The sequence below is a fragment of the Paracoccus alkenifer genome (assembly GCF_900108405.1).
In the GTDB taxonomy this organism is placed as follows: Bacteria; Pseudomonadota; Alphaproteobacteria; order Rhodobacterales; family Rhodobacteraceae; genus Paracoccus; species Paracoccus alkenifer.
Genome location: NZ_FNXG01000001.1, coordinates 280,104 through 299,135, shown reverse-complemented (window position 1 = coordinate 299,135; position 19,032 = coordinate 280,104). Strand labels below are relative to the sequence as shown.

The window sequence follows — 19,032 nt, the reverse complement described above, 5'->3', positions numbered from 1 at the left end:
GCGATTCAGCCGCTCGGCGCCATTCTCGCGGCTGGAAGACGGTCCATCCGGCAACCCTCGGTCCGAAAAGATTGCAAGCGGGTTTCGGTGCCCAAAGCGGCCAGATCGGCGGTCAGCCGGGCCAGCGCGTCTTGGTCCAGCCAGCGTTCGGATGCGGTTGTGCGGATATCGCAGAGGATGCCGGATGCCAGCACAAGCCGCAGGCTTTCGCGCGCCTTGTCGCCGCTGCCCGGCACGCCGGTGATCGCGGCATAATCCGCAAAGGCCGATTTCACGTCAAAGCCGATCCAGTCCACCAGCGGCAGCGCCCGCGCCAGCCGCCGCGGATAGGCGCCGCCGGTATGCAGCCCGACCGCGAACCCCATCCCCCGGATTTCGCGCATCGCATCCGGCAGGCCGCGATGCAGGATCGGCTCTCCGCCCGAAAACACCACCCCATCCAGCAGCCCGCGCCGGCTGTGCAGAAATGCCCGGACCTCGGCCCAGGAGGTGCTGCCCGGCACATCGGCCGGGATCAGTTCAGGATTGTGGCAATAATGGCAATCCCACGGGCAACCCTGCGTGAACAGGGTGGCCACGATCTGACCCGGCCAGTCGCACAGCGACATCCGGGTCAGGCCGCCGATGCGGATGTCAGGCGCTGGCAAGCCGCGATTCCTGATAGAACAGGCGTTCCTTGTGTTCGCCCTGCTTGCCGCGGTTGAACGAGGCCACCGGGCGGTGATACCCCATCACGCGGGTCCAGACCTCGCAGGGCTGGCGTTCGTCGTCGGTCAGCTGCATGTCGTTCATGTCGTTTTCCTTTCAGGATGCGGCGGCCTGCCGCCTGGATGCGAGGATTTCCTCGTCGCATTTCGGGCAGAAGGGATGTTCTCCCTCCAGATAGCCGTGGCACGGACAGATCGAGAATGTCGGCGTCACCGTGATGTAAGGCAGGCGGAAACGGGACAGGGCGCGCCGGACCAGCTTTTTGCAGGCCTCGCCCGAACTCAGCCGCGATCCCATGTAAAGATGCAGCACCGTGCCGCCGGTGTATTTCCGTTGCAGATCGTCCTGACGTTCCAACGCCTCGAACGGATCGTCGGTAAAGCCGACCGGCAATTGGCTGGAATTGGTGTAATAGGGGTTTTCGTCGGTGCCGGCCTGAAGGATGCCGGGGAAACGCTTGCGGTCCTCTTTGGCGAAACGATAGGTCGTGCCCTCGGCGGGCGTTGCCTCAAGGTTGAACATGGTGCCGGTATTGCTCTGATAGCTGGTGATCCGCGCCCGGATATGATCGAGAAAACGCAGGGCGAATGCGTGGCCCCATTCGGTGGTGATATCCTCGTGGTCGCCGGTGAAATTGCGGATCATTTCATTGATGCCGTTCACGCCCAGCGTCGAAAAATGGTTGCGCAAGGTGCCAAGACAGCGGCGGGTATAGGGGTAAAGCCCCTCATCCATCAGCCGTTGCACGGTCTTGCGCCTGATTTCCAGGCTTGTGCGGCCAAGGTCCAGCAACTCGTCCAGCCGGGCAAGCAGTGCCGATTCGTCGCCGCGATGGACGTAACCCAGCCGGGCGCAGTTCACCGTGACCACCCCGATCGAGCCGGTCTGCTCGGCGCTGCCGAACAGGCCGTTGCCGCGTTTCAGCAATTCGGTCAGGTCCAGTTGCAGTCGGCAGCACATGGACCGGATCATGTTGGGCTTGAGTTCCGAATTGATGAAGTTCTGGAAATAGGGCAGCCCGTATTTCGCCGTCATGTCGAACAGCAGATCGGCATTGGGGCTGTCCCAGGGGAAATCCTCGGCGATATTGTAGGTCGGAATGGGAAAGGTAAAGACGCGGCCCTTGGCGTCGCCCCGTGTCATCACCTCGATATAGGCGCGGTTGATCATGTCCATTTCGGACTGCAATTCTCCATAGGTGAAATCCATCGCCTGACCGCCGATCAGCGGGATGTCGTCGCGCAGATCCTCGGGGCAGGTCCAGTCAAAGGTCAGGTTGGTAAACGGGGTCTGCGTGCCCCAGCGGGACGGCACGTTCAGATTATAGATCATTTCCTGCATGCATTGCAGAACCTGATCATAACCCATGGCATCCTTGCGGATGAAGGGCGCCATATAGGTGTCAAAGGAACTGAACGCCTGCGCCCCCGCCCATTCGTTCTGAAGCGTGCCAAGGAAATTGACCACCTGTCCCATAGCTGAGGACAGATGTTTCGGCGGCCCGGATTCCACCTTGCCGGGAATACCGTTCAACCCTTCGGTCAGCAGATTGCGCAGCGACCATCCGGCGCAATAACCCGACAATACATCGAGATCGTGGATATGGATGTCGCCCTCGCGATGGGCTTCGCCGACCTCGGGCGGATAAAGATGCGACAGCCAGTAATTCGCCACCACCTTGCCGGAAAGATTCAGGATCAGCCCGCCCAGCGAATAGCCCTGATTGGCATTGGCCGAGACGCGCCAATCCGAGCGGTCCAGATATTCGTCGATCGAGGCGCCGACATCGACCAGCGTCTTGTTGTCCCGACGGGCGCGGGCGCGGCTGCCCCGATAGGCGATCCAGGCGCGAGCGGTGTCCAGATACCCGGCCTCGATCAGCACTCTTTCGGCGATGTCCTGCACCTGCTCGACACCGGGGGTGGCGCCGGCGGGAATATGGCCAAGGACGCGCTCGGCCAGAGCGCCCGCCTCGACCGCGCCGAATTGCTGCGCCGCCTGTCCCGCGCGCCGCAGCGCCGTCTGGATTCTGGAAACATCAAAGGGCTGCGTTTCCCCGTTGCGTTTGAGGATTCGGATAGGAGGCGGCATCGTGCTCACGACATCATCCTTTGCGGAACCTGGGCCAAGTGGCGGGAAAGTCAGAAGTTAAGGCTACATATGGGCCGTATCGGCGGCTGTAACACTATATGTGGTGTTCCGGATTTGCCGAGCGCGCAAGCGCCATGTCGTGCGTCATATGGGCGCAACCAGCACCCGCGGTCTTGGGCGATCGCGGAACGCGCCGGCCCATCCTTGCTGTCGCATCCTGCCGCAGGCATCGCGGTGCCCCGACCGATGGCCACCATGAGGCTCTGGCCGGCAACTATATGTTGACAAGCCTCATCCAGGTGGCCCAAATGCTGGTGTCATGGTTCCTTCGGGGCGACTCGAAGGTGAAAAGGGAAGCCGGTGCGATGCCGGCGCTGCCCCCGCAACTGTAAGTGGCGAGCAAAGCCGGAAAACCACTGGGGAGAGACCCCGGGAAGGCCGGCAGCAGCTGTGACCCACAAGCCAGGAGACCTGCCACGACGTCGAGACGAAACCGTGCGGCGGGCGCGGGGTGCGTGATCACGGGTGGCCCCGCGGCCCGCCCGACGTGCCTTGGCCTGCCATCAGATAGATCAAGGGCCACAGGCATGACCATCACCGTCTATTCCAAACCCGCCTGCGTGCAGTGCACGGCGACCACCCGCGCGCTGGACGCCCGCGGCATCGACTATAGCGTGATCGACCTGACCGAGGACTCGGCGGCGTTAGAGATGGTGACCTCGCTCGGCTATCGGCAGGCGCCGGTGGTGGTCGCGGGCGAGGCGCATTGGGCGGGTTTCCGCCCCGACATGATCGGCCAGCTGGCCTGACGTCCATGCCCGAGATCATCTATTTTTCTTCGGCGACGGGCAATACCGCACGGTTTGTCGCGCGGCTGGGATTGCCGGCGGCGCGCCTGCCGATGCGGGGCGACGGCCCGATGCCGCAGCCCCGGCGCCCCTTTGTGCTGATCTGCCCCACCTATGCCGATGGCGAGGGGCGCGGAGCAGTGCCGAAATCCGTGATCCGTTTTCTGAACGATCCGATGCGGCGCAAATGGATCCGGGGGGTGATCGGCACGGGCAATCGTAATTTCGGCCGGATGTATGGGCTTTCGGCCCGGATCATTTCCGAAAAATGCGCTGTTCCGGTTCTTTACAAGTTCGAACTGGCCGGCACCGACACCGATATTGACCGCGTGCGCGCGGGACTTGCTGAATTCTGGGGGACCGAATGCTTGACGACGGCATAGCCAAGGACATGCAGGGGCTGGATTATCACGCCCTGAATGCAATGCTGAATCTTTATGATTCCGAAGGGCGCATCCGCTTTGATGCCGACCGTCTAGCGGCGCGGCAGTATTTTCTGCAACATGTCAACCAGAACACGGTTTTCTTTCACAGTCTCGACGAAAAACTGGGGTATCTGCTGGAAGAGGGATATTACGAATCCGAGGTTCTCGACCAGTATTCCCGCAACTTCCAGCGAAGGATCTGGGATGAGGCTTATAAGCGCAAGTTCCGTTTCCCGACCTTTCTTGGCGCATTCAAGTATTACACCAGCTACACGTTGAAAACCCGTGATGGGCAGCGCTATCTGGAACGCTATGAGGATCGCGTGGTCATGGTCGCGCTGGCGCTGGCGCAAGGGGATGAGAATCTGGCCCTGCGGCTGATGGATGAAATCATCTCGGGCCGATTTCAGCCGGCGACGCCGACGTTCCTGAATGCGGGCAAGAAATCGCGAGGCGAATTGATTTCCTGTTTCCTGCTGCGGATCGAGGATAACATGGAATCCATCGGCCGCGCCATCAATTCGTCGTTGCAGCTGTCGAAACGCGGCGGTGGCGTTGCCCTGATGCTGACCAACCTGCGCGAAGCCGGCGCGCCGATCAAGGGAATCGAAAACCAGTCCTCTGGCGTCATTCCGGTGATGAAGCTGCTTGAAGATTCTTTCAGCTACGCCAACCAGCTTGGCGCACGGCAGGGGGCGGGCGCGGTCTATCTGAATGCCCATCATCCGGATGTCTTGCGTTTCCTGGATACGAAACGTGAAAACGCCGATGAAAAGATCCGCATCAAGACGCTGTCGCTTGGCGTGGTGGTGCCCGACATCACCTTTGATCTCGCCAAGGAAAACAAGGACATGTATCTGTTTTCCCCGCATGATGTGCAAAAGGTTTATGGGGTGCCGTTTTCGGAGATTTCGGTTTCCGAGAAATATCACGAGATGGTCGATGACAAGCGCATCAAGAAACGCAAGATCAACGCACGCGCGTTTTTCCAGACGCTGGCGGAAATCCAGTTTGAATCCGGCTATCCCTATATCATGTTCGAGGATACGGTGAACCGCGCCAATCCGATCAAGGGTCGCATCACCATGTCGAACCTGTGTTCGGAAATCCTGCAAGTGAATGAGGCCAGCACCTATCACGAAGATCTGTCCTATGATCATCTCGGCACGGATATTTCCTGCAACCTCGGTTCACTGAATATCGCGGCGGCGATGGATGGGCCGGATTTAGGCGGCACGGTGGAAATCGCCGTGCGTGCCTTGACGGCGGTTTCGGATATGTCCGCGATCGATTCCGTGCCTTCGATCCGTCGGGGAAATGACGAAAGTCACGCGATCGGACTGGGCCAGATGAACCTGCACGGGTTTCTGGCACGCGAGCGGATCCATTACGGCAGTGCCGAAGGAATCGAATTTACCTCGATCTATTTTGCAGCCATTGCCTATCACGCAATCCGGGCCTCGAACCTGATTGCGCAGGAACGCGGTGGCAGCTTCAAGGGGTTCGAGGAATCAAAATATGCCGACGGCTCGTTCTTTGACAAATACATCACCCGCGACTGGCTGCCGGAATCGGATGTGGTCAAGGCCGTGTTCCAGGATTTTGCCCTGCCTACACGCGAGGATTGGGCAAAGCTGCGTGATCTGGTGATGGCCCACGGGCTTTATAACCGCAATCTGCAAGCGGTGCCGCCGACTGGCTCGATCAGCTATATCAACAACTCGACATCCTCGATCCATCCGATTGTTTCCAAGGTTGAAATCCGCAAAGAGGGCAAGATCGGCCGGGTCTATTACCCCGCTGCCTTCATGACCAACGACAATCTGGAATATTATCGGGACGCTTATGAGATCGGACCAGAGGCGATCATCGACACCTATGCCGCCGCGACCGAACATGTCGATCAGGGATTGTCGCTGACTTTGTTCTTTCCTGCCGAGGCCACCACCCGCGACATCAACCGCGCCCAGATCCACGCCTGGCGCAAGGGAATCAAGACGATCTATTATATCCGCCTGCGCCAGATGGCCCTTGAGGGGACCGAGGTCGAAGGCTGCGTTTCCTGTTCGCTTTGAGGAATGAAGATGAAAGACATGCCCCCGAAAACCGTTCTCAAGGCGATTAACTGGAACCGGGTTCAGGATGAAAAAGATCTTGAGGTCTGGAACCGCCTGACCGTCAATTTCTGGCTGCCGGAAAAAGTCCCGCTGTCGAATGACGTGCCTAGCTGGGCCACGCTGACCCCGGCCGAACGCGAATTGACCATCCGCGTCTTTACCGGATTAACGCTGCTCGATACCATCCAGAACACTGTGGGCGCGCCCTCGCTGATGCCCGATGCGCAGACCCCGCATGAGGAAGCGGTTCTGTCCAATATCGCCTTTATGGAGGCGGTGCATGCGCGGTCCTATTCCTCGATCTTTTCGACGCTGTGTTCCACCCCCGAGGTGGATGCGGCCTTTCGCTGGTCCGAGGAAAATCCCCATCTGCAAGCCAAGGCGCGGATGATCGTCGATGAATACAAGGCCCATGAGACGCCGAATAAACGCAAGATCGCGTCGGTGTTTCTGGAAAGCTTTCTGTTCTATTCGGGGTTCTATCTGCCGATGTATTGGTCCAGCCGTGCGAAACTGACCAATACCGCCGACCTGATCCGCCTGATCATCCGGGACGAGGCCGTGCATGGTTATTACATCGGCTATAAATACCAACGGGCCACCGAAAAACTGCCCGAGTCCGAGCGCGCCGAGTTGAAGGATTTCGCCTTTGCGATGCTGCTGGATCTTTACGACATCGAATCCAAATACACCGAGGAACTTTACGACGGCATCGGCCAGACCGAGGACGTCAAGCGTTTCCTGCATTACAACGCCAACAAGGCGCTGATGAATCTGGGTTACGAGGCGCTGTTCCCGCCCCAGGTCTCCGAAGTGAACCCCGCGATCCTCGCCGCCCTGTCGCCTGACAGCGAGAACCACGATTTCTTCAGCGGCTCAGGCTCAAGCTACGTGATCGGCAAGGCCGTCGCGACCGAGGATGACGATTGGGATTTCTGAAAAAGACGCCGCCCCTTTCGAGTGGAAAGGGGCGGCACTGCCGGCCTATCAGACCGAATCCACCCAAAGCGGGCGTGGCCGGCAGATCGGGGTTACTCGGCGGCGAACTGGTTCATTGTATTGGCCGTGCCACCCGCTTTCAGCGCGCGTTCGCCCGAAACCATTTCCTTGAACGTGTCGCCCAGATCCGAGCCGACTTCGTGCTGGTGCTTGACCGCCGAAATACCGCGGCGGATTTCCTCGCGCTGGACCGTCTTGACATAGGCCAGCATTTTTTCGTCGCCGAAATAGCCGCGCGACAATTCATCCACCGATTTGGCAGTCAGATGGAATGTCGGCAGCGTGATCAGGTTGTGGAACACGCCGGCGCGGGCCGAGATATCGGTCTGGAACCGTTGCAGTCGGGCATCGGCCTCAAGGCCCAATTCGGTCGCGTCGTAATCAGCCTTCATCAGATCCACGCCCTCGGGATAGTCCGCCGCCGCGATCCGCCCCTCGGCCAGCCATTGTGCGCGCACCTGATTTCGCAGGTTCAGCGTCCAGTTGAAGCTGGGCGAGTTGTTATAGGTCAGCTTGGCATCCGGCACTTCCTTGCGGATTTCCGCGACCATGCCGGCGATTTCATCGACATTCGGCGTGTCGGTCTCGATCCACAGCAGATCGGCGCCGCCATGTTTCAGGCTGGCGATGCAATCCTCGATCACCCGCGCGCGGCCGGTGTTTTCCTTGAACGGGAACAACCCGTTGGCCAGGCGGACGGGCTTGGCGAACTGGCCGTTCTGGAAGATCGCCAACTCGCCCTCGGCCATCGGGTTGGCGTCCGAGATCGGCTCGGTCCTGAGCCATTTGATGTATTCCGCCGCCAGATCGCCCGGGGCCTGCGAAACCGGAATCTTCTGGGTCAGTCCGGCGCCCAGTGAATCGGTGCGCGCGACGATCACCCCATCGTCCACGCCCAGTTCCTCGAACGCCAGCCGGCAGGCGCGCAGCTTTTCGATGAAATCCTCGCGCGGGACGGTGACCTTGCCGTCCTGGTGGCCGCATTGCTTGGCGTCCGAGACCTGATTTTCGATTTGCAGGCAGCAGGCCCCGGCCTTGATCAGTTCCTTGGCCAGCAGATAGGTCGCATGTTCGTTGCCGAAACCCGCGTCGATGTCGGCGATGATCGGTACGACATGGGATTCAAAACCGTCGATCGCGGCGATCACCTGCGCCCGTTCGTCCTCGGTCGTGGCCGATTTCAACGCCTTGAACAGGTCGTTGATTGCCACCTCGTCGGCCTGCCGCAGCGAGGTGTAGATTTCCGCGATCAGGTCGGCGACCGCGGTCTTTTCGTGCATTGACTGGTCGGGCAGGTGGCCCCAGCGGTTGCGCAGCCCGGCGACCATCCAGCCCGACAGATAGACATAGGTGCCCTTGGTCGTGCCGCGCAGCCGCTTGACCGCCTTGATCATCTGCTGGGCGTGAAAGCCCGACCAGCAGCCCAGACTTTGCGTGAATTTCGACGTATCCGCATCATAGGCCGCCATGTCGGCGCGCATGACGCCGGCCATGTCGCGGGCGATGTCCAGATGGGTGTCATAGCTGTTTTGCAGCTTGAGCTGCACGATGTCGTCGACCGAGACTCCGCCGGCCGTCTGGCCAGAGGGGTAGCGCGCGGACAGCTCGGCGCGCAGTTCTGCATAGGTCTTGCGGGTCATGGATCGTCCTTTCCGGGGATCGGGGTTGAGCGCCGCGCCGCTCGCGGGCGCGGCAGAGGGAAAGCTTTCGGCCGGCAGCGGCCCGCCAAAGGGAGAAAGCGTGCGGATCGGGTCCATCAGTCGAGCGCGTTCAGCACGTCATAGGCCGGCACGGTGATGAAATCGGGCAGCACCTCGGCCATCACCGCCTCTTGAACGATGCGGGCGGCGCTGGCGTAATGGCCGCGGTGAAAGCCGCCCGGACCAAGGCGTTCCAGGATCGCCGCGATTTCGGCCTGCACCAGCTCGCCCAGCCATTCGGCCGTCAGCCGCCGCTCGCCGCCGCCGTCCAGTTCCACCGCAGCGCCGTGGCGCCGCCATTGCCACAATTGCGCGCGGCTGATTTCGGCGGTCGCGGCATCCTCCATCAGGTTGCCCAGCGGCACCGCCCCGCGCCCCGAAAGCCACTGGGCCAGATACGCGATAGCGACCGAGATATTGGTCCTGACGCCCGACTCGGTGATCCGGCCTTCGTGCGGTTTCAGCAGCATCGCCGGCTCGACCCGCCATTCCTGCCGCGGCTTGCGGATCTGGTTCAGGCCCGGCATCTCGGCGTCAAAGACCTCGCGCGCCACCGGCACCAGATCGGGATGCGCGACCCAGGCGCCGTCGTGGCCCAGCTGCACCTCGCGCAGCTTGTCGGCGCGGACGCGGGCAAAGGCGGCCTCGTTTGCGGCGGCGTCGCCCTTGACCGGGATCTGTGCGGCCATCCCGCCCATGGCGTGGATGCCGCGGCGGTGGCAGACCTTGACCAGCCGCGCCGCATAGGCGGCCAGAAAGGCGCGGTCCATCGTCACCTCGGCCCGGTCGGGCAGGATATAGGCGCCATGGTTGCGCAACGTCTTGATATAGCTGAATATGTAATCCCAGCGACCGCAGTTCAGCCCGGCGATATGGTCGCGCAGCTGCCAGACGATCTCGTCCATCTCAAAGGCGGCGGGCAGGGTCTCGATCAGGACGGTGGCCTTGATCGTGCCCGCCGCCAGCCCGACGCTTTCCTGCGCGAACAGGAAGATGTCGTTCCACAGCCGCGCCTCGTCATGGCTTTCCAGCTTGGGCAGGTAATAGAACGGTCCGCGTTCCGTCGCCGCCAGCGCCCGGCCGCAATGAAAGATGGTCAGGCCAAAGTCGAACAGCGCCGCCGACACCGGCTGGCCGCCGATCAGCACATTCGCCTCGGGCAGGTGCAGGCCGCGGGGGCGGATGATCAGCAGCGCCGGGTCGGGGCCGACGCGATAGGATTTGCCGGTTTTCGCATCATCGAATTCCAGCACGCCGTCGCGATAGTCCAGCATGTTGACGTGGCCGGCGATGATGTTGCCAAAACTGGGCGCGGTCGCATCCTCGAAATCCGCCATGAAGACCCGGGCGCCCGAATTCAGCGCGTTGATCATCATCTTGCGATCGACCGGGCCGGTAATCTCGACCCGGCGGTCGCGCAGGACCGGGGGCAGGGGCGCGGCCTCCCATGTGCCCTGGCGGATATTTCTGGTCTCGGGCAGGTAATCGGGCAATTCGCCGCGGTCGATGCGTTCCTGCCGGCGCTGGCGGGCCACCATCAGCGCGTTGAGCCGTTGCGCGAACCGCGCCTGAAGCTCGGCAAGGAAAGCCAGCGCCTCGGCGGTCAGGACACGCTCGGCGTCGGGGGGGCTTTGCAGCACGATCGGGGGCAGGCTGTTGGACGGGCGGTCTAGCGGCATGTCATCCTCCGGGGATTCGGTTTATGTCACACTAGTAATGTCATGCTGCATGTGCAGTATGATCCTTGCAGCAAAGGGTGTGTCTGTAAGTCCTGTCGGATTTCGCCTGTCATTTTGTAAGGTTTTGTCACATGGCTCCGCGCGTCGAAAAGCTTGTCATCGGTCAGCGGCTGCGCGTGCTGCGCGCCTCGCTTGGCCTGACCCAGGCGCAGATGGCGGCGGAACTCGGGGTGTCGGCCAGCTACATCACGCTGATCGAATCCGACCAGCGCCCGGCCTCGGCGCGGCTCTTGATGAAGCTGGCCGAGGTTTACGACCTGAACATCTCGGAACTGGCGCCCACGACCGATGCCCAGCTGGCCGCCGGGTTCGGGGCGGCGCTGAAGGATCCGGCCTTTGATCTGGCCGGCTTGCCGCGGGCCGAGGTCGAGGCCGTGCTGCAAGCCTCGCCCCGGCTGGCCGCCGCGGTCGTCCGCCTGCACGACCGCTACCGCGAGATGCTGCTGCGCCCGCAGGCCGACGACAACCCGATGACCGACCGCGACAAGGTCGAGGTTCTGGCCGAAACCTCGCGCCCGGTCGAGGCGGTGCGCGGCTGGTTCTACGACCGGCGCAACCATATCGACGCGCTGGACCGCGCGGCCGAGGCGCTGGCCGACGAGCTGGGTCTGCACCGCAACGAGCCGCATGTGGCGCTGACCGCGCGGCTGGCCGCGCATGGCATCCGCGTGCGCATCCTGCCTGCCGAGGTCATGGGCGAGCAGCTGCGTCGTTTCGACCTGCATCGCAAGGAATTGCTGCTGTCAGAGCTGCTGGGCCAGTCCAGCCGGCGCTTTCAGATCGGCGTGCTGCTGGCCCGGCTGGAACAGGAACGCGCGATGGCCCGGCTGGTGGATGAGGCGCGGCTGAGCGATCCTGCGGCCGTTTCGCTGATGCGGGTCAGCCTTGCCAACTACTTTGCCGCCGCGCTGCTGATGCCCTATGGCCGGTTTCTGGCCGCCTGCGAATCCACCCGCTACGACATCGAACTTTTGTCCCACCGCTTCGGCTCCAGCTTCGAACAGGTCGCGCATCGCATGTCCACCCTGCAACGCCAGGGCGCACGCGGCATCCCGTTCTTTTTCGTCCGGGTGGATCGGGCGGGCAACATGACCAAGCGGTTCAGCGCGGGTCGCTTCCCGTTTTCGCGCTTTGGCGGCACCTGTCCGCTGTGGAACATCCACGCCGCTTTCGAGACGCCCGATCAGGTCCAGACCCAGATCATCCGCATGCCCGAGGGCGCCAGCTATTTCTCGATCGCGCGCACGGTGACGCGGGCGGGCGGCACCCATGGCCGGCCCGCGCAAAGACTGGCGATCGGGCTGGGCTGCGACGTGTCCTATGCGCCGCGGCTTGTCTATGCCGACGGCATGGATCCGGGGCGGCTGCGGCCGGTGGACATCGGCCTGAACTGCTATCTTTGCGAACGCAACGACTGCGCCGCGCGCGCACACGCCCCCATCAATCGCCGCCTGCGGGTGAATGAGCGCGAAAGAAGCCTCGCCATCTTCCAGTTCGAACAGGACTGATCATCGCACCCCCCGGGCAGCGAGCTCCCGGCCGCAATCGACTGATCTGCAAGGGAAATGGCGCACCCGACAGGATTCGAACCTGTGACCTCTGCCTTCGGAGGGCAGCACTCTATCCAGCTGAGCTACGGGTGCCGTCCGGGTCGTTTAGGGCAAGCGCCCGCCGCCCGCAAGCCGTATTCTCGCAGGACAGAGGGCAGGGGGGCAGGGGGCGCGCAGGCCCGGACTTGCAAGCGGCGGCGATTGCGCCTATATCGCGCGCACTTCACAGGCAAGGGCGGGCCTTGGACGGGAGACATCCGTTCAGGTCCACCGGTTGGGGGCCACCCCTGATCCCTTGCCCAAGGCGCAAACCGGAAAGGACATGGACATGGCGCTTCCCGAATACTCCATGCGTCAGCTGCTTGAAGCTGGCGTTCACTACGGCCACCAGACCCAGCGCTGGAACCCGCGCATGGCTGAATACATCTATGGCGACCGCAACGGCATCCATATCATCGACCTGACCCAGACCGTCCCGCTGCTGGACCAGGCGCTGCAGGTGATCCGCGATACCGTCGCCAGGGGCGGGCGGGTGCTGTTCGTCGGCACCAAGCGCCAGGCGCAGCGCGCCGTGGCCGATGCCGCGGAACAATCCGCGCAGTTCTACATGAACCACCGCTGGCTTGGCGGCACGCTGACCAACTGGAAAACTGTTTCGCAGTCGATCCAGCGGCTCAAGCAGATCGACGAGCAGATGGCCGGCGGCGCCGAAGGGCTGACCAAGAAGGAACGCCTGGGGATGGAGCGCGAGCAGGCCAAGCTGCAGGCCAGCCTGGGCGGCATCCGCGACATGGGCGGCCTGCCGGACCTGCTGTTCGTGATCGACGTGAACAAGGAAGACCTCGCGGTTCAGGAAGCCAACAAGCTGGGCATCCCGGTCGTGGCGATCGTGGATACCAACTGCTCGCCCAAGGGCATCGCGCATGTGATCCCGGGCAACGACGACGCGGCCCGTGCGATTGCGCTGTATTGCGACCTGGTGGCCCGTGCCGCGCTGGACGGCATGACCGCGCAGATGGGCGCCGCCGGCGTCGATCTGGGCGCGCTGGCCGAGCTGCCGGTCGAGGAGCTGGACGATCTGTCCGGAGACGAGGCCGCCGCCGCCGCCGAGGAACAGGCCAGCGCCGTCGACGCCTGAGCCCCACCCGGCCGCAGGCACCAATTACACGCAGGCGGGGGCATTCCCCGCCTGACCCGTTCAAGCAAGGAGATGACCATGGCTATCACGGCTGCGATGGTGAAAGAGCTGCGCGAAGCGACCGGCGCCGGCATGATGGACGCCAAGAAGGCGCTTCAGGAAACCTCGGGCAACATGGAAGCTGCGGTCGACTGGCTGCGCACCAAGGGCCTGGCGAAAGCCGCCAAGAAATCCGGTCGTATCGCCGCCGAAGGTCTGGTCGCCGTCGCCGTCGAGGGTGGCAAGGGCGTCGCCGTCGAGGTGAACTCGGAAACCGACTTTGTCGGCAAGAACGCCGAATTCCAGACGATGGTCGGCGACATCGCCCAGACCGCGCTGTCGGTCGATTCGACCGAGGCACTGGCCGCCGCGCCCCTGAACGGCAAGCCGGTCAGCGAAGTGCTGACCGACGCCATCGCCCGCATCGGCGAAAACATGACGCTGCGCCGGATGGTTGCGGTGCAGGGCGATCACGTCGTGTCCTACGTCCATAACGCCGCCGCCCCCGGCATGGGCAAGATCGGCGTGCTGGTCGCGCTCAAGGGCGATGTGGACAAGGCGCAGGAACTGGGCAAGCAGATCGCGATGCATATCGCGGCGACCTCGCCCGCGTCGCTGTCCGAGGCCGATCTGGACCCGGCGCTGGTCGAGCGTGAAAAATCCGTTCTGACCGAGCAGGCCCGCGAATCCGGCAAGCCCGATGCGGTGATCGAAAAGATGATCGTCGGCCGCATGTCGAAGTTCTTCGAGGAAGTCACGCTGCTGGGCCAGAAATTCGTCATCAACCCGGACGTCACCGTGGCGCAGGCCGCGGCCGACGCGGGGCTTGAGGTGACGGGCTACGCCCGCGTCGCCGTCGGCGAAGGCATCGAAAAGAAAGAGGAAGACTTCGCCGCCGAGGTCGCCAAGACCCTGCAAGGCGCCTGAACAAACCCTCTGCCATGACATCCGGCCGGTCCCTTGCGGGGCCGGCCGTTTTCGTGCCCGGCATTGGTCGCGCGGCTGACTGCCGCCCCTGCATCGCCCGCCGCCCTCTCCGGTTGCGCCTGTGCCATCTTCTGTCCCCAAATATCCCCGCCGGAGGCTCCGGCCGCGCCCCCCGCACCCACGCCGCCTCTTGCGACCAAAGGCGGACACCCCGCCCCGCAGCGTTGACTTGCCCGCCCTCGCCTCCAATCTTCATCCCGGATGCGACAACGGAGGAGGTGACGCATGGCTTGGTCGAAACCGATCGCCCGCGAAGTCAGATGCGGGATGGAAATTAACATGTATGGTCCGGCCGAGGATGATCGCGACGCCCGCGACGTTCTCTGACCGTCCACAGTGAAACTGAAGATTCTTGGGGCGGCCGCCGGAGGGGGGCTGCCCCAATGGAATTGCGGCTGCCCGAATTGCCGTGACGCGCGCATGGGGCGGATTGCGCCGATGACACAATCCTCGGTCGCGGTGACGGTGGGGGGCGAAACCGTGGTGCTGAACGCATCACCCGACATAAGCGCGCAACTGCCCGCCTGCGGGCTGGTGCCGCAGGGGCTGCGCGGCAGCCCGCTGCGGGCGGTGGTGCTGACCAATGGCGACGTGGATCATATCGCGGGGCTGCTCAGCTTGCGCGAAAACAGCCCGTTTACGATTTACGCCACCCCGTCCACGCTGGCGATCCTCGACCAGCCGATCTTTCGGGTGCTGAACCCAGATCACGTCACAAGCGCGCCGATCCGGTTGGACCAGCCCTTCCAGCCGCTGCCGGGCCTGACCGTCACCGCCTTTGCCGTCCCCGGCAAGGTGGCGCTGTGGCAGGAAGATGGCGAACCCGACACCGCGCTGATGGGCGAACAGACCGTGGGGCTGCGGCTTGATCACGCGGGCCGCTGCGCCTTTTACATCCCCGGCTGCGCGGCGATCACCGACGCGCTGCTGGACCGGCTGACCGACGCCGACCTGCTGCTGTTCGACGGCACCGTCTGGGCCGACGACGACATGGAACGCAGCGGCACCGGCGCCAAGACCGGCGCCCGCATGGGGCATCTGGCGATGGACGGCGCGCAAGGCAGCATCGCCCGGCTGGCCGGGCTGCGGGCGCGCCGCGTCTTTACCCATATCAACAACACCAACCCGGTGCTGCAACCCGGCTCGCCCGAACGCGCCCGGCTGACTGCCGCCGGCTGGGAACTGGCCCATGACGGAATGGAGATCGACCCGTGAACGACCACATCCCGAACCGTGCCGCCCTTGAATCCCGGCTGCGCCGCATCGGCGCCGAACGCTATCACGACAAGCACCCGTTCCACACGCTGCTGCACTCGGGCGGCTGCAATATCGACCAGGTGCGGGCGTGGGTGATCAACCGCTATTACTACCAGTCGCGCATCCCGATGAAGGACGCGGCCTTCATGTCGCGGGTGGACGACCCGGCGCTGCGCCGAGCGTGGCGTTCGCGCATCGAGGATCACGACGGCACCGAGGATCACCCCGGCGGCATCTGGCGCTGGCTGCGGCTGGCCGAAGGCGTGGGGCTCGACCCCGATTATGTCGCCTCGACCCGGGGCGTGCTGCCGGCCACGCGCTTCGCGGTCGATGCCTATGTGCGCTATGTCCGCGACCAGCCGCTGCTGGCGGCCGTGGCCTCGTCGCTGACGGAACTTTTCGCGCCCGCGATCCACGAACAGCGCATCGCCGGGCTGCTGGCGCATTACGACTTCGCCAATCCGCAGACGATCAGCTATTTCCAGCACCGCCTGACCGAGGCGCCCAAGGACGTGGCCTTCGGCCTTGGCTGGGTGCTGGATCACGCAAGCACCGCCGAGCAGCAGGACATGGCCGCCGCCGCGCTGGTGTTCAAGACCGATGTGCTGTGGGCGCAGCTTGACGCGCTTTATTCGGCCTATGTCGCCCCCGGCTGCATCCCCCCCGGCGGCTGGCGGTCCGGCGAAGGGCTGCTGGGATGACCGGCGCGCTGACCCCCCTTGACCGGCCGTTCCTGCCGCGCGGGGTGCGGTTGCACCACGACCGGGTGCGGGGCGTCGAGGTGCTGCTCGGCCCCGAAACCGCGCTGATGCTGGACCCGGTCGGCCACGCGGTTCTGGCCGAGGTGGACGGCACCCGCGACATCGCCAGCATCAGCGCGGCGCTCGCCGACCGCTACGCCGCCCCGGTCGAGGTGATCCAGGCCGACGTGATCGAATTTCTGGGCAACATGGCCGCGCAGCGGCTGGTGGAGGTCGCATGACCGCAGTTCCGCAACCCGCACTTTCAACCGACGCGGCGCCCGTGCGCCCGACCCCGGTGCCACCGCTCGCGATGCTGGCCGAACTGACCCACCGCTGCCCGCTCGCCTGCCCCTATTGCTCGAACCCGCTGGAGCTTTCCGCCCGCGACAGCGAGCTGACCACCGCCGAATGGGCCGAGGTGTTCCGCCAGGCCGTGGCGCTGGGGGTGTTGCAGCTGCATATTTCGGGGGGCGAACCCGCCTCGCGGTCCGATCTGGTGGCCATCGTCGCGGCGGCGCGGGATGCGGGGCTTTATACCAACCTGATCACCTCGGGGATCGGGCTGACGGGTGCGCGGCTGGATGAGTTGGACGCGGCCGGGCTGGATCATGTGCAGCTGTCGGTGCAGGGCATCACCGCCGGGATCGCGGATTTCGTCGGCGGCTATCGCGGCGGGTTCGACCGCAAGATGCAGGTCGCGGCCGAGATCGCCCGCATCGGGTTTCCGTTGACCCTCAACGCGGTGATGCACCGGCATAATCTGGGCGATCTGGCGCAGACCATCGCGCTGGCCCACCGCCTGGGCGCGCGGCGGATCGAGATCGCCTGCGTGCAGTTTCAGGGCTGGGCGCTGAAGAACCGCGCCGCGCTGCAACCGACCCGCGAACAGGTGGATCAGGCCAAGCGCGTGGTTGCGCAGGCGCGGCGCGACTATGCGGGGAAACTGGCCATCGACTTTGTTCCCCCCGATTATTTCGCCGATTTTCCAAAGGCCTGCATGAACGGCTGGGGCTCGACCGGGCTGAATGTCACCCCCGACGGCACGGTGCTGCCCTGTCATGCGGCGGCGACGATCCCGGGGCTCAGCTTTGACAATGTGCGCACGACCCCGCTGGCGCAGATCTGGAACGAAAGCGCGGCCTTCAACGCCTTTCGCGGCACCGACTGGCTGCCCGAGCCGTGCCAAAGCTGCGAGCGCCGCGACATCGACTATGGCGGCTGCCGCTGCCAGGCGATGGCGATCGCGGGCGACGCGCGGGCAACCGACCCGGTCTGCCGCCATTCGCCCCACCGCGCGCGGCTTGACGCGATCATCGCGGCGGAATCTTCGGCCCCGCCGCCCGATTTCGTCTATCGGCGGATGGGGCGGGCCTAGCGCCCGCGCGGCTTGCGGGCGGCCAGCAGCATCCGCGCATGTTCGGCGATGTAAAGCGTGAACCCGGCGATCCAGGCGGTGCCGGCGGCGGCGATCAGGGTGTTCCAGGCGACAAATTCAGCCCCGACCCGCAGCAGCGCCGAGGCCGCGATGGCGAGGAAGGCCAGCGTCGTGGGCAGGCTCGCCTCGGTCGCGCGGCCGGTGTGGCTGCGGGTGGCGCGGGTCATCACCGCCAGCATCTCGCCCCCGATGGCGCCGGCGGCGAATACATGCAGCGCGCCGGCCTGCGTCAGCCCGCCAAGCGCGGCCAGCGCCAGCGCGGCAAAGCCCAGCGGCACCATCAGCCAGCCCAGATGCAGCCCCCAGACCATCGGCTCAGCCCACGCCCGCCAGCCGCGCCAGCGCGAAAGCCGCAGCAGGTTCACCGCGGCGGCAAGGGTGCAGGCCCCGGCGGTGGCGCGGGTTTCCGGCCACGCCACCCACAGCGCCAGCGCTGCCACCGACAGCGCGACGGATGCGCGGTCGAACCCGTCCAGCGGCGCCGGCACCGGGCCGGGGCGGTTTCGGGCCAGCCAGTTGCGGGTGAAACTCGGCACCAGCCGCCCGCCCATGATCAGGATCAGCACCACATATCCCGCCACCGCCGCCCGCGCGGCCGGGCGCGGGTCGGCCCCCGTCAATACGGCCGCGTGAAACCACAGATTCGCCGCCGCGATCAACGCCACCAGCCCGACCAGCTTGAGGTCGCGCCATTTCCGTCCCGCCGCGATCTCGCGCAGAAACAGCGCAGCCATCAGCGGCAGGAACAGCGATTCCAGCAGGACCGCCGGCCATAGCGCAGCGGTCGGCGGCGGAAAGGTCAGGATCAGCCGCCCCGCCAGCCACAGCGCCGCCAGCGCCATCAGTGGCCGCCCCGACACCGGCATCCGCCCGGTCCAGTTCGGAACCGCCGTCATCAGGAAACCGCACAGCACCGCCGGGGCAAAGCCGAACAGCATCTCGTGCATGTGCCAATGGGCGGCACCGTAAGCGCCCCCCGGCGCACCCAGTCCCGACAGCGCCGCGACCCACAGCGCCATGGACAGCACCGCCCACACCGCTCCGCCCAGAAAGAACGGGCGGAATCCATAGGAAAACAGCGCCGGGCCGTCGTGGTCCAGCCCGCGGGGAATGCCGCCGGCGCGGCGCGGAGGGGGCTTTGCCATGGGCGCAGGATAGGGGGTGCGGCGGGGAATGGAAGGGCGGGGCAGCAAAGGCTGGTCGCGGTGGCGCGGCCGGAGCCGGGGGCTGTCTGCCCCCGCACCCCCGAGGATATT

16 protein-coding genes, 1 tRNA gene, 1 pseudogene and 1 riboswitch are annotated in these 19,032 nt (G+C 64.5%); of the genes and pseudogenes, 12 read left to right on the top strand and 6 right to left on the bottom strand.

Going from position 1 to position 19,032, the window contains the following annotated elements:
• Window positions 1-5: 5 nt before the first annotated feature.
• Together BLW83_RS01480 and BLW83_RS01475 are read right to left on the bottom strand one after the other, a co-directional pair.
• A complete protein-coding gene (locus tag BLW83_RS01480) occupies window positions 6-647 on the bottom strand; it encodes an anaerobic ribonucleoside-triphosphate reductase activating protein (RefSeq protein WP_090844870.1) in 642 nt (213 codons plus the stop codon).
• Window positions 634-2,799 (bottom strand): annotated as a pseudogene (locus BLW83_RS01475) (ribonucleoside triphosphate reductase). The gene BLW83_RS01480 and the pseudogene BLW83_RS01475 overlap by 14 nt, the downstream one beginning before the upstream one ends.
• A 303-nt stretch (window positions 2,800-3,102) precedes the next feature.
• Window positions 3,103-3,292: riboswitch (cobalamin riboswitch) on the top strand.
• Between the two features lie 94 nt (window positions 3,293-3,386).
• Here BLW83_RS01475 and nrdH point away from each other — a divergent pair.
• From nrdH to nrdF, 4 genes are read left to right on the top strand one after another with little or no spacing between them, the layout of a single operon-like run.
• Window positions 3,387-3,608 (top strand): glutaredoxin-like protein NrdH, encoded by a 222-nt coding sequence (gene nrdH / locus BLW83_RS01470; protein ID WP_090844865.1) that lies wholly within the window; start codon window positions 3,387-3,389, stop codon window positions 3,606-3,608.
• A gap of 5 nt (window positions 3,609-3,613) precedes the next feature.
• Entirely contained in the window at window positions 3,614-4,030 is a 417-nt protein-coding gene (gene nrdI / locus BLW83_RS01465; RefSeq protein ID WP_090844863.1) for a class Ib ribonucleoside-diphosphate reductase assembly flavoprotein NrdI, read from the top strand.
• Window positions 4,012-6,147 (top strand): class 1b ribonucleoside-diphosphate reductase subunit alpha, encoded by a 2,136-nt coding sequence (gene nrdE / locus BLW83_RS01460; protein ID WP_090844860.1) that lies wholly within the window; start codon window positions 4,012-4,014, stop codon window positions 6,145-6,147. The genes nrdI and nrdE overlap by 19 nt, the downstream gene beginning before the upstream one ends.
• Before the next feature lie 9 nt (window positions 6,148-6,156).
• Entirely contained in the window at window positions 6,157-7,128 is a 972-nt protein-coding gene (nrdF, locus tag BLW83_RS01455) for a class 1b ribonucleoside-diphosphate reductase subunit beta (protein ID WP_090844858.1), read from the top strand.
• A 92-nt stretch (window positions 7,129-7,220) separates the two neighbouring features.
• Here the strand turns inward: nrdF and BLW83_RS01450 are convergent, their stop codons facing one another.
• Window positions 7,221-8,828 carry an isocitrate lyase gene (locus tag BLW83_RS01450; RefSeq protein ID WP_090845833.1) on the bottom strand — a complete coding sequence of 536 codons (1,608 nt, stop codon included), beginning with the start codon at window positions 8,826-8,828 and terminating at the stop codon, window positions 7,221-7,223.
• Window positions 8,829-8,944: 116 nt separating this feature from the next.
• Window positions 8,945-10,567: a malate synthase A gene (aceB, locus tag BLW83_RS01445; RefSeq protein ID WP_090844856.1), complete on the bottom strand. Its 1,623-nt coding sequence runs from the start codon at window positions 10,565-10,567 to the stop codon at window positions 8,945-8,947.
• Between the two features lie 131 nt (window positions 10,568-10,698).
• Between aceB and BLW83_RS01440 the strand changes: the two genes are divergently transcribed.
• Complete coding sequence (locus tag BLW83_RS01440) at window positions 10,699-12,135, top strand: helix-turn-helix domain-containing protein (RefSeq protein WP_090844854.1); 1,437 nt, start codon at window positions 10,699-10,701, stop codon at window positions 12,133-12,135.
• A gap of 58 nt (window positions 12,136-12,193) precedes the next feature.
• On the opposite strand, the gene BLW83_RS01435 is transcribed toward BLW83_RS01440, so the two are convergent.
• Window positions 12,194-12,270 (bottom strand) — tRNA-Arg (locus BLW83_RS01435).
• Between the two features lie 235 nt (window positions 12,271-12,505).
• Between BLW83_RS01435 and rpsB the strand changes: the two genes are divergently transcribed.
• The 7 genes from rpsB to pqqE all read left to right on the top strand — a co-directional run bounded on the left by rpsB (window position 12,506) and on the right by pqqE (window position 17,716).
• On the top strand, window positions 12,506-13,315 hold the full coding sequence (rpsB, locus tag BLW83_RS01430) for a 30S ribosomal protein S2 (protein WP_177172454.1): 810 nt from the start codon (window positions 12,506-12,508) through the stop codon (window positions 13,313-13,315).
• Between the two features lie 78 nt (window positions 13,316-13,393).
• Entirely contained in the window at window positions 13,394-14,281 is an 888-nt protein-coding gene (tsf, locus tag BLW83_RS01425) for a translation elongation factor Ts (protein WP_090845829.1), read from the top strand.
• Between the two features lie 285 nt (window positions 14,282-14,566).
• Window positions 14,567-14,668 carry a pyrroloquinoline quinone precursor peptide PqqA gene (pqqA, locus tag BLW83_RS01420; RefSeq protein ID WP_073066373.1) on the top strand — a complete coding sequence of 34 codons (102 nt, stop codon included), beginning with the start codon at window positions 14,567-14,569 and terminating at the stop codon, window positions 14,666-14,668.
• A gap of 9 nt (window positions 14,669-14,677) precedes the next feature.
• The gene (gene pqqB, locus BLW83_RS01415) at window positions 14,678-15,556 is read left to right on the top strand and encodes a pyrroloquinoline quinone biosynthesis protein PqqB (protein WP_090844850.1); all 879 of its coding nucleotides are present in this window, start codon (window positions 14,678-14,680) and stop codon (window positions 15,554-15,556) included.
• Complete coding sequence (pqqC, locus tag BLW83_RS01410) at window positions 15,553-16,299, top strand: pyrroloquinoline-quinone synthase PqqC (RefSeq protein ID WP_245728567.1); 747 nt, start codon at window positions 15,553-15,555, stop codon at window positions 16,297-16,299. The genes pqqB and pqqC overlap by 4 nt, the downstream gene beginning before the upstream one ends.
• Complete coding sequence (gene pqqD, locus BLW83_RS01405) at window positions 16,296-16,580, top strand: pyrroloquinoline quinone biosynthesis peptide chaperone PqqD (protein ID WP_090844849.1); 285 nt, start codon at window positions 16,296-16,298, stop codon at window positions 16,578-16,580. Before pqqC ends, pqqD begins: the two co-directional genes overlap by 4 nt.
• Complete coding sequence (pqqE, locus tag BLW83_RS01400) at window positions 16,577-17,716, top strand: pyrroloquinoline quinone biosynthesis protein PqqE (RefSeq protein ID WP_090844847.1); 1,140 nt, start codon at window positions 16,577-16,579, stop codon at window positions 17,714-17,716. The genes pqqD and pqqE overlap by 4 nt, the downstream gene beginning before the upstream one ends.
• Here pqqE and BLW83_RS01395 read toward each other — a convergent pair.
• On the bottom strand, window positions 17,713-18,921 hold the full coding sequence (locus tag BLW83_RS01395; protein WP_090844845.1) for an NnrS family protein: 1,209 nt from the start codon (window positions 18,919-18,921) through the stop codon (window positions 17,713-17,715). The two genes, pqqE and BLW83_RS01395, sit on opposite strands and share 4 nt — an antisense overlap.
• Window positions 18,922-19,032 lie beyond the last annotated feature (111 nt).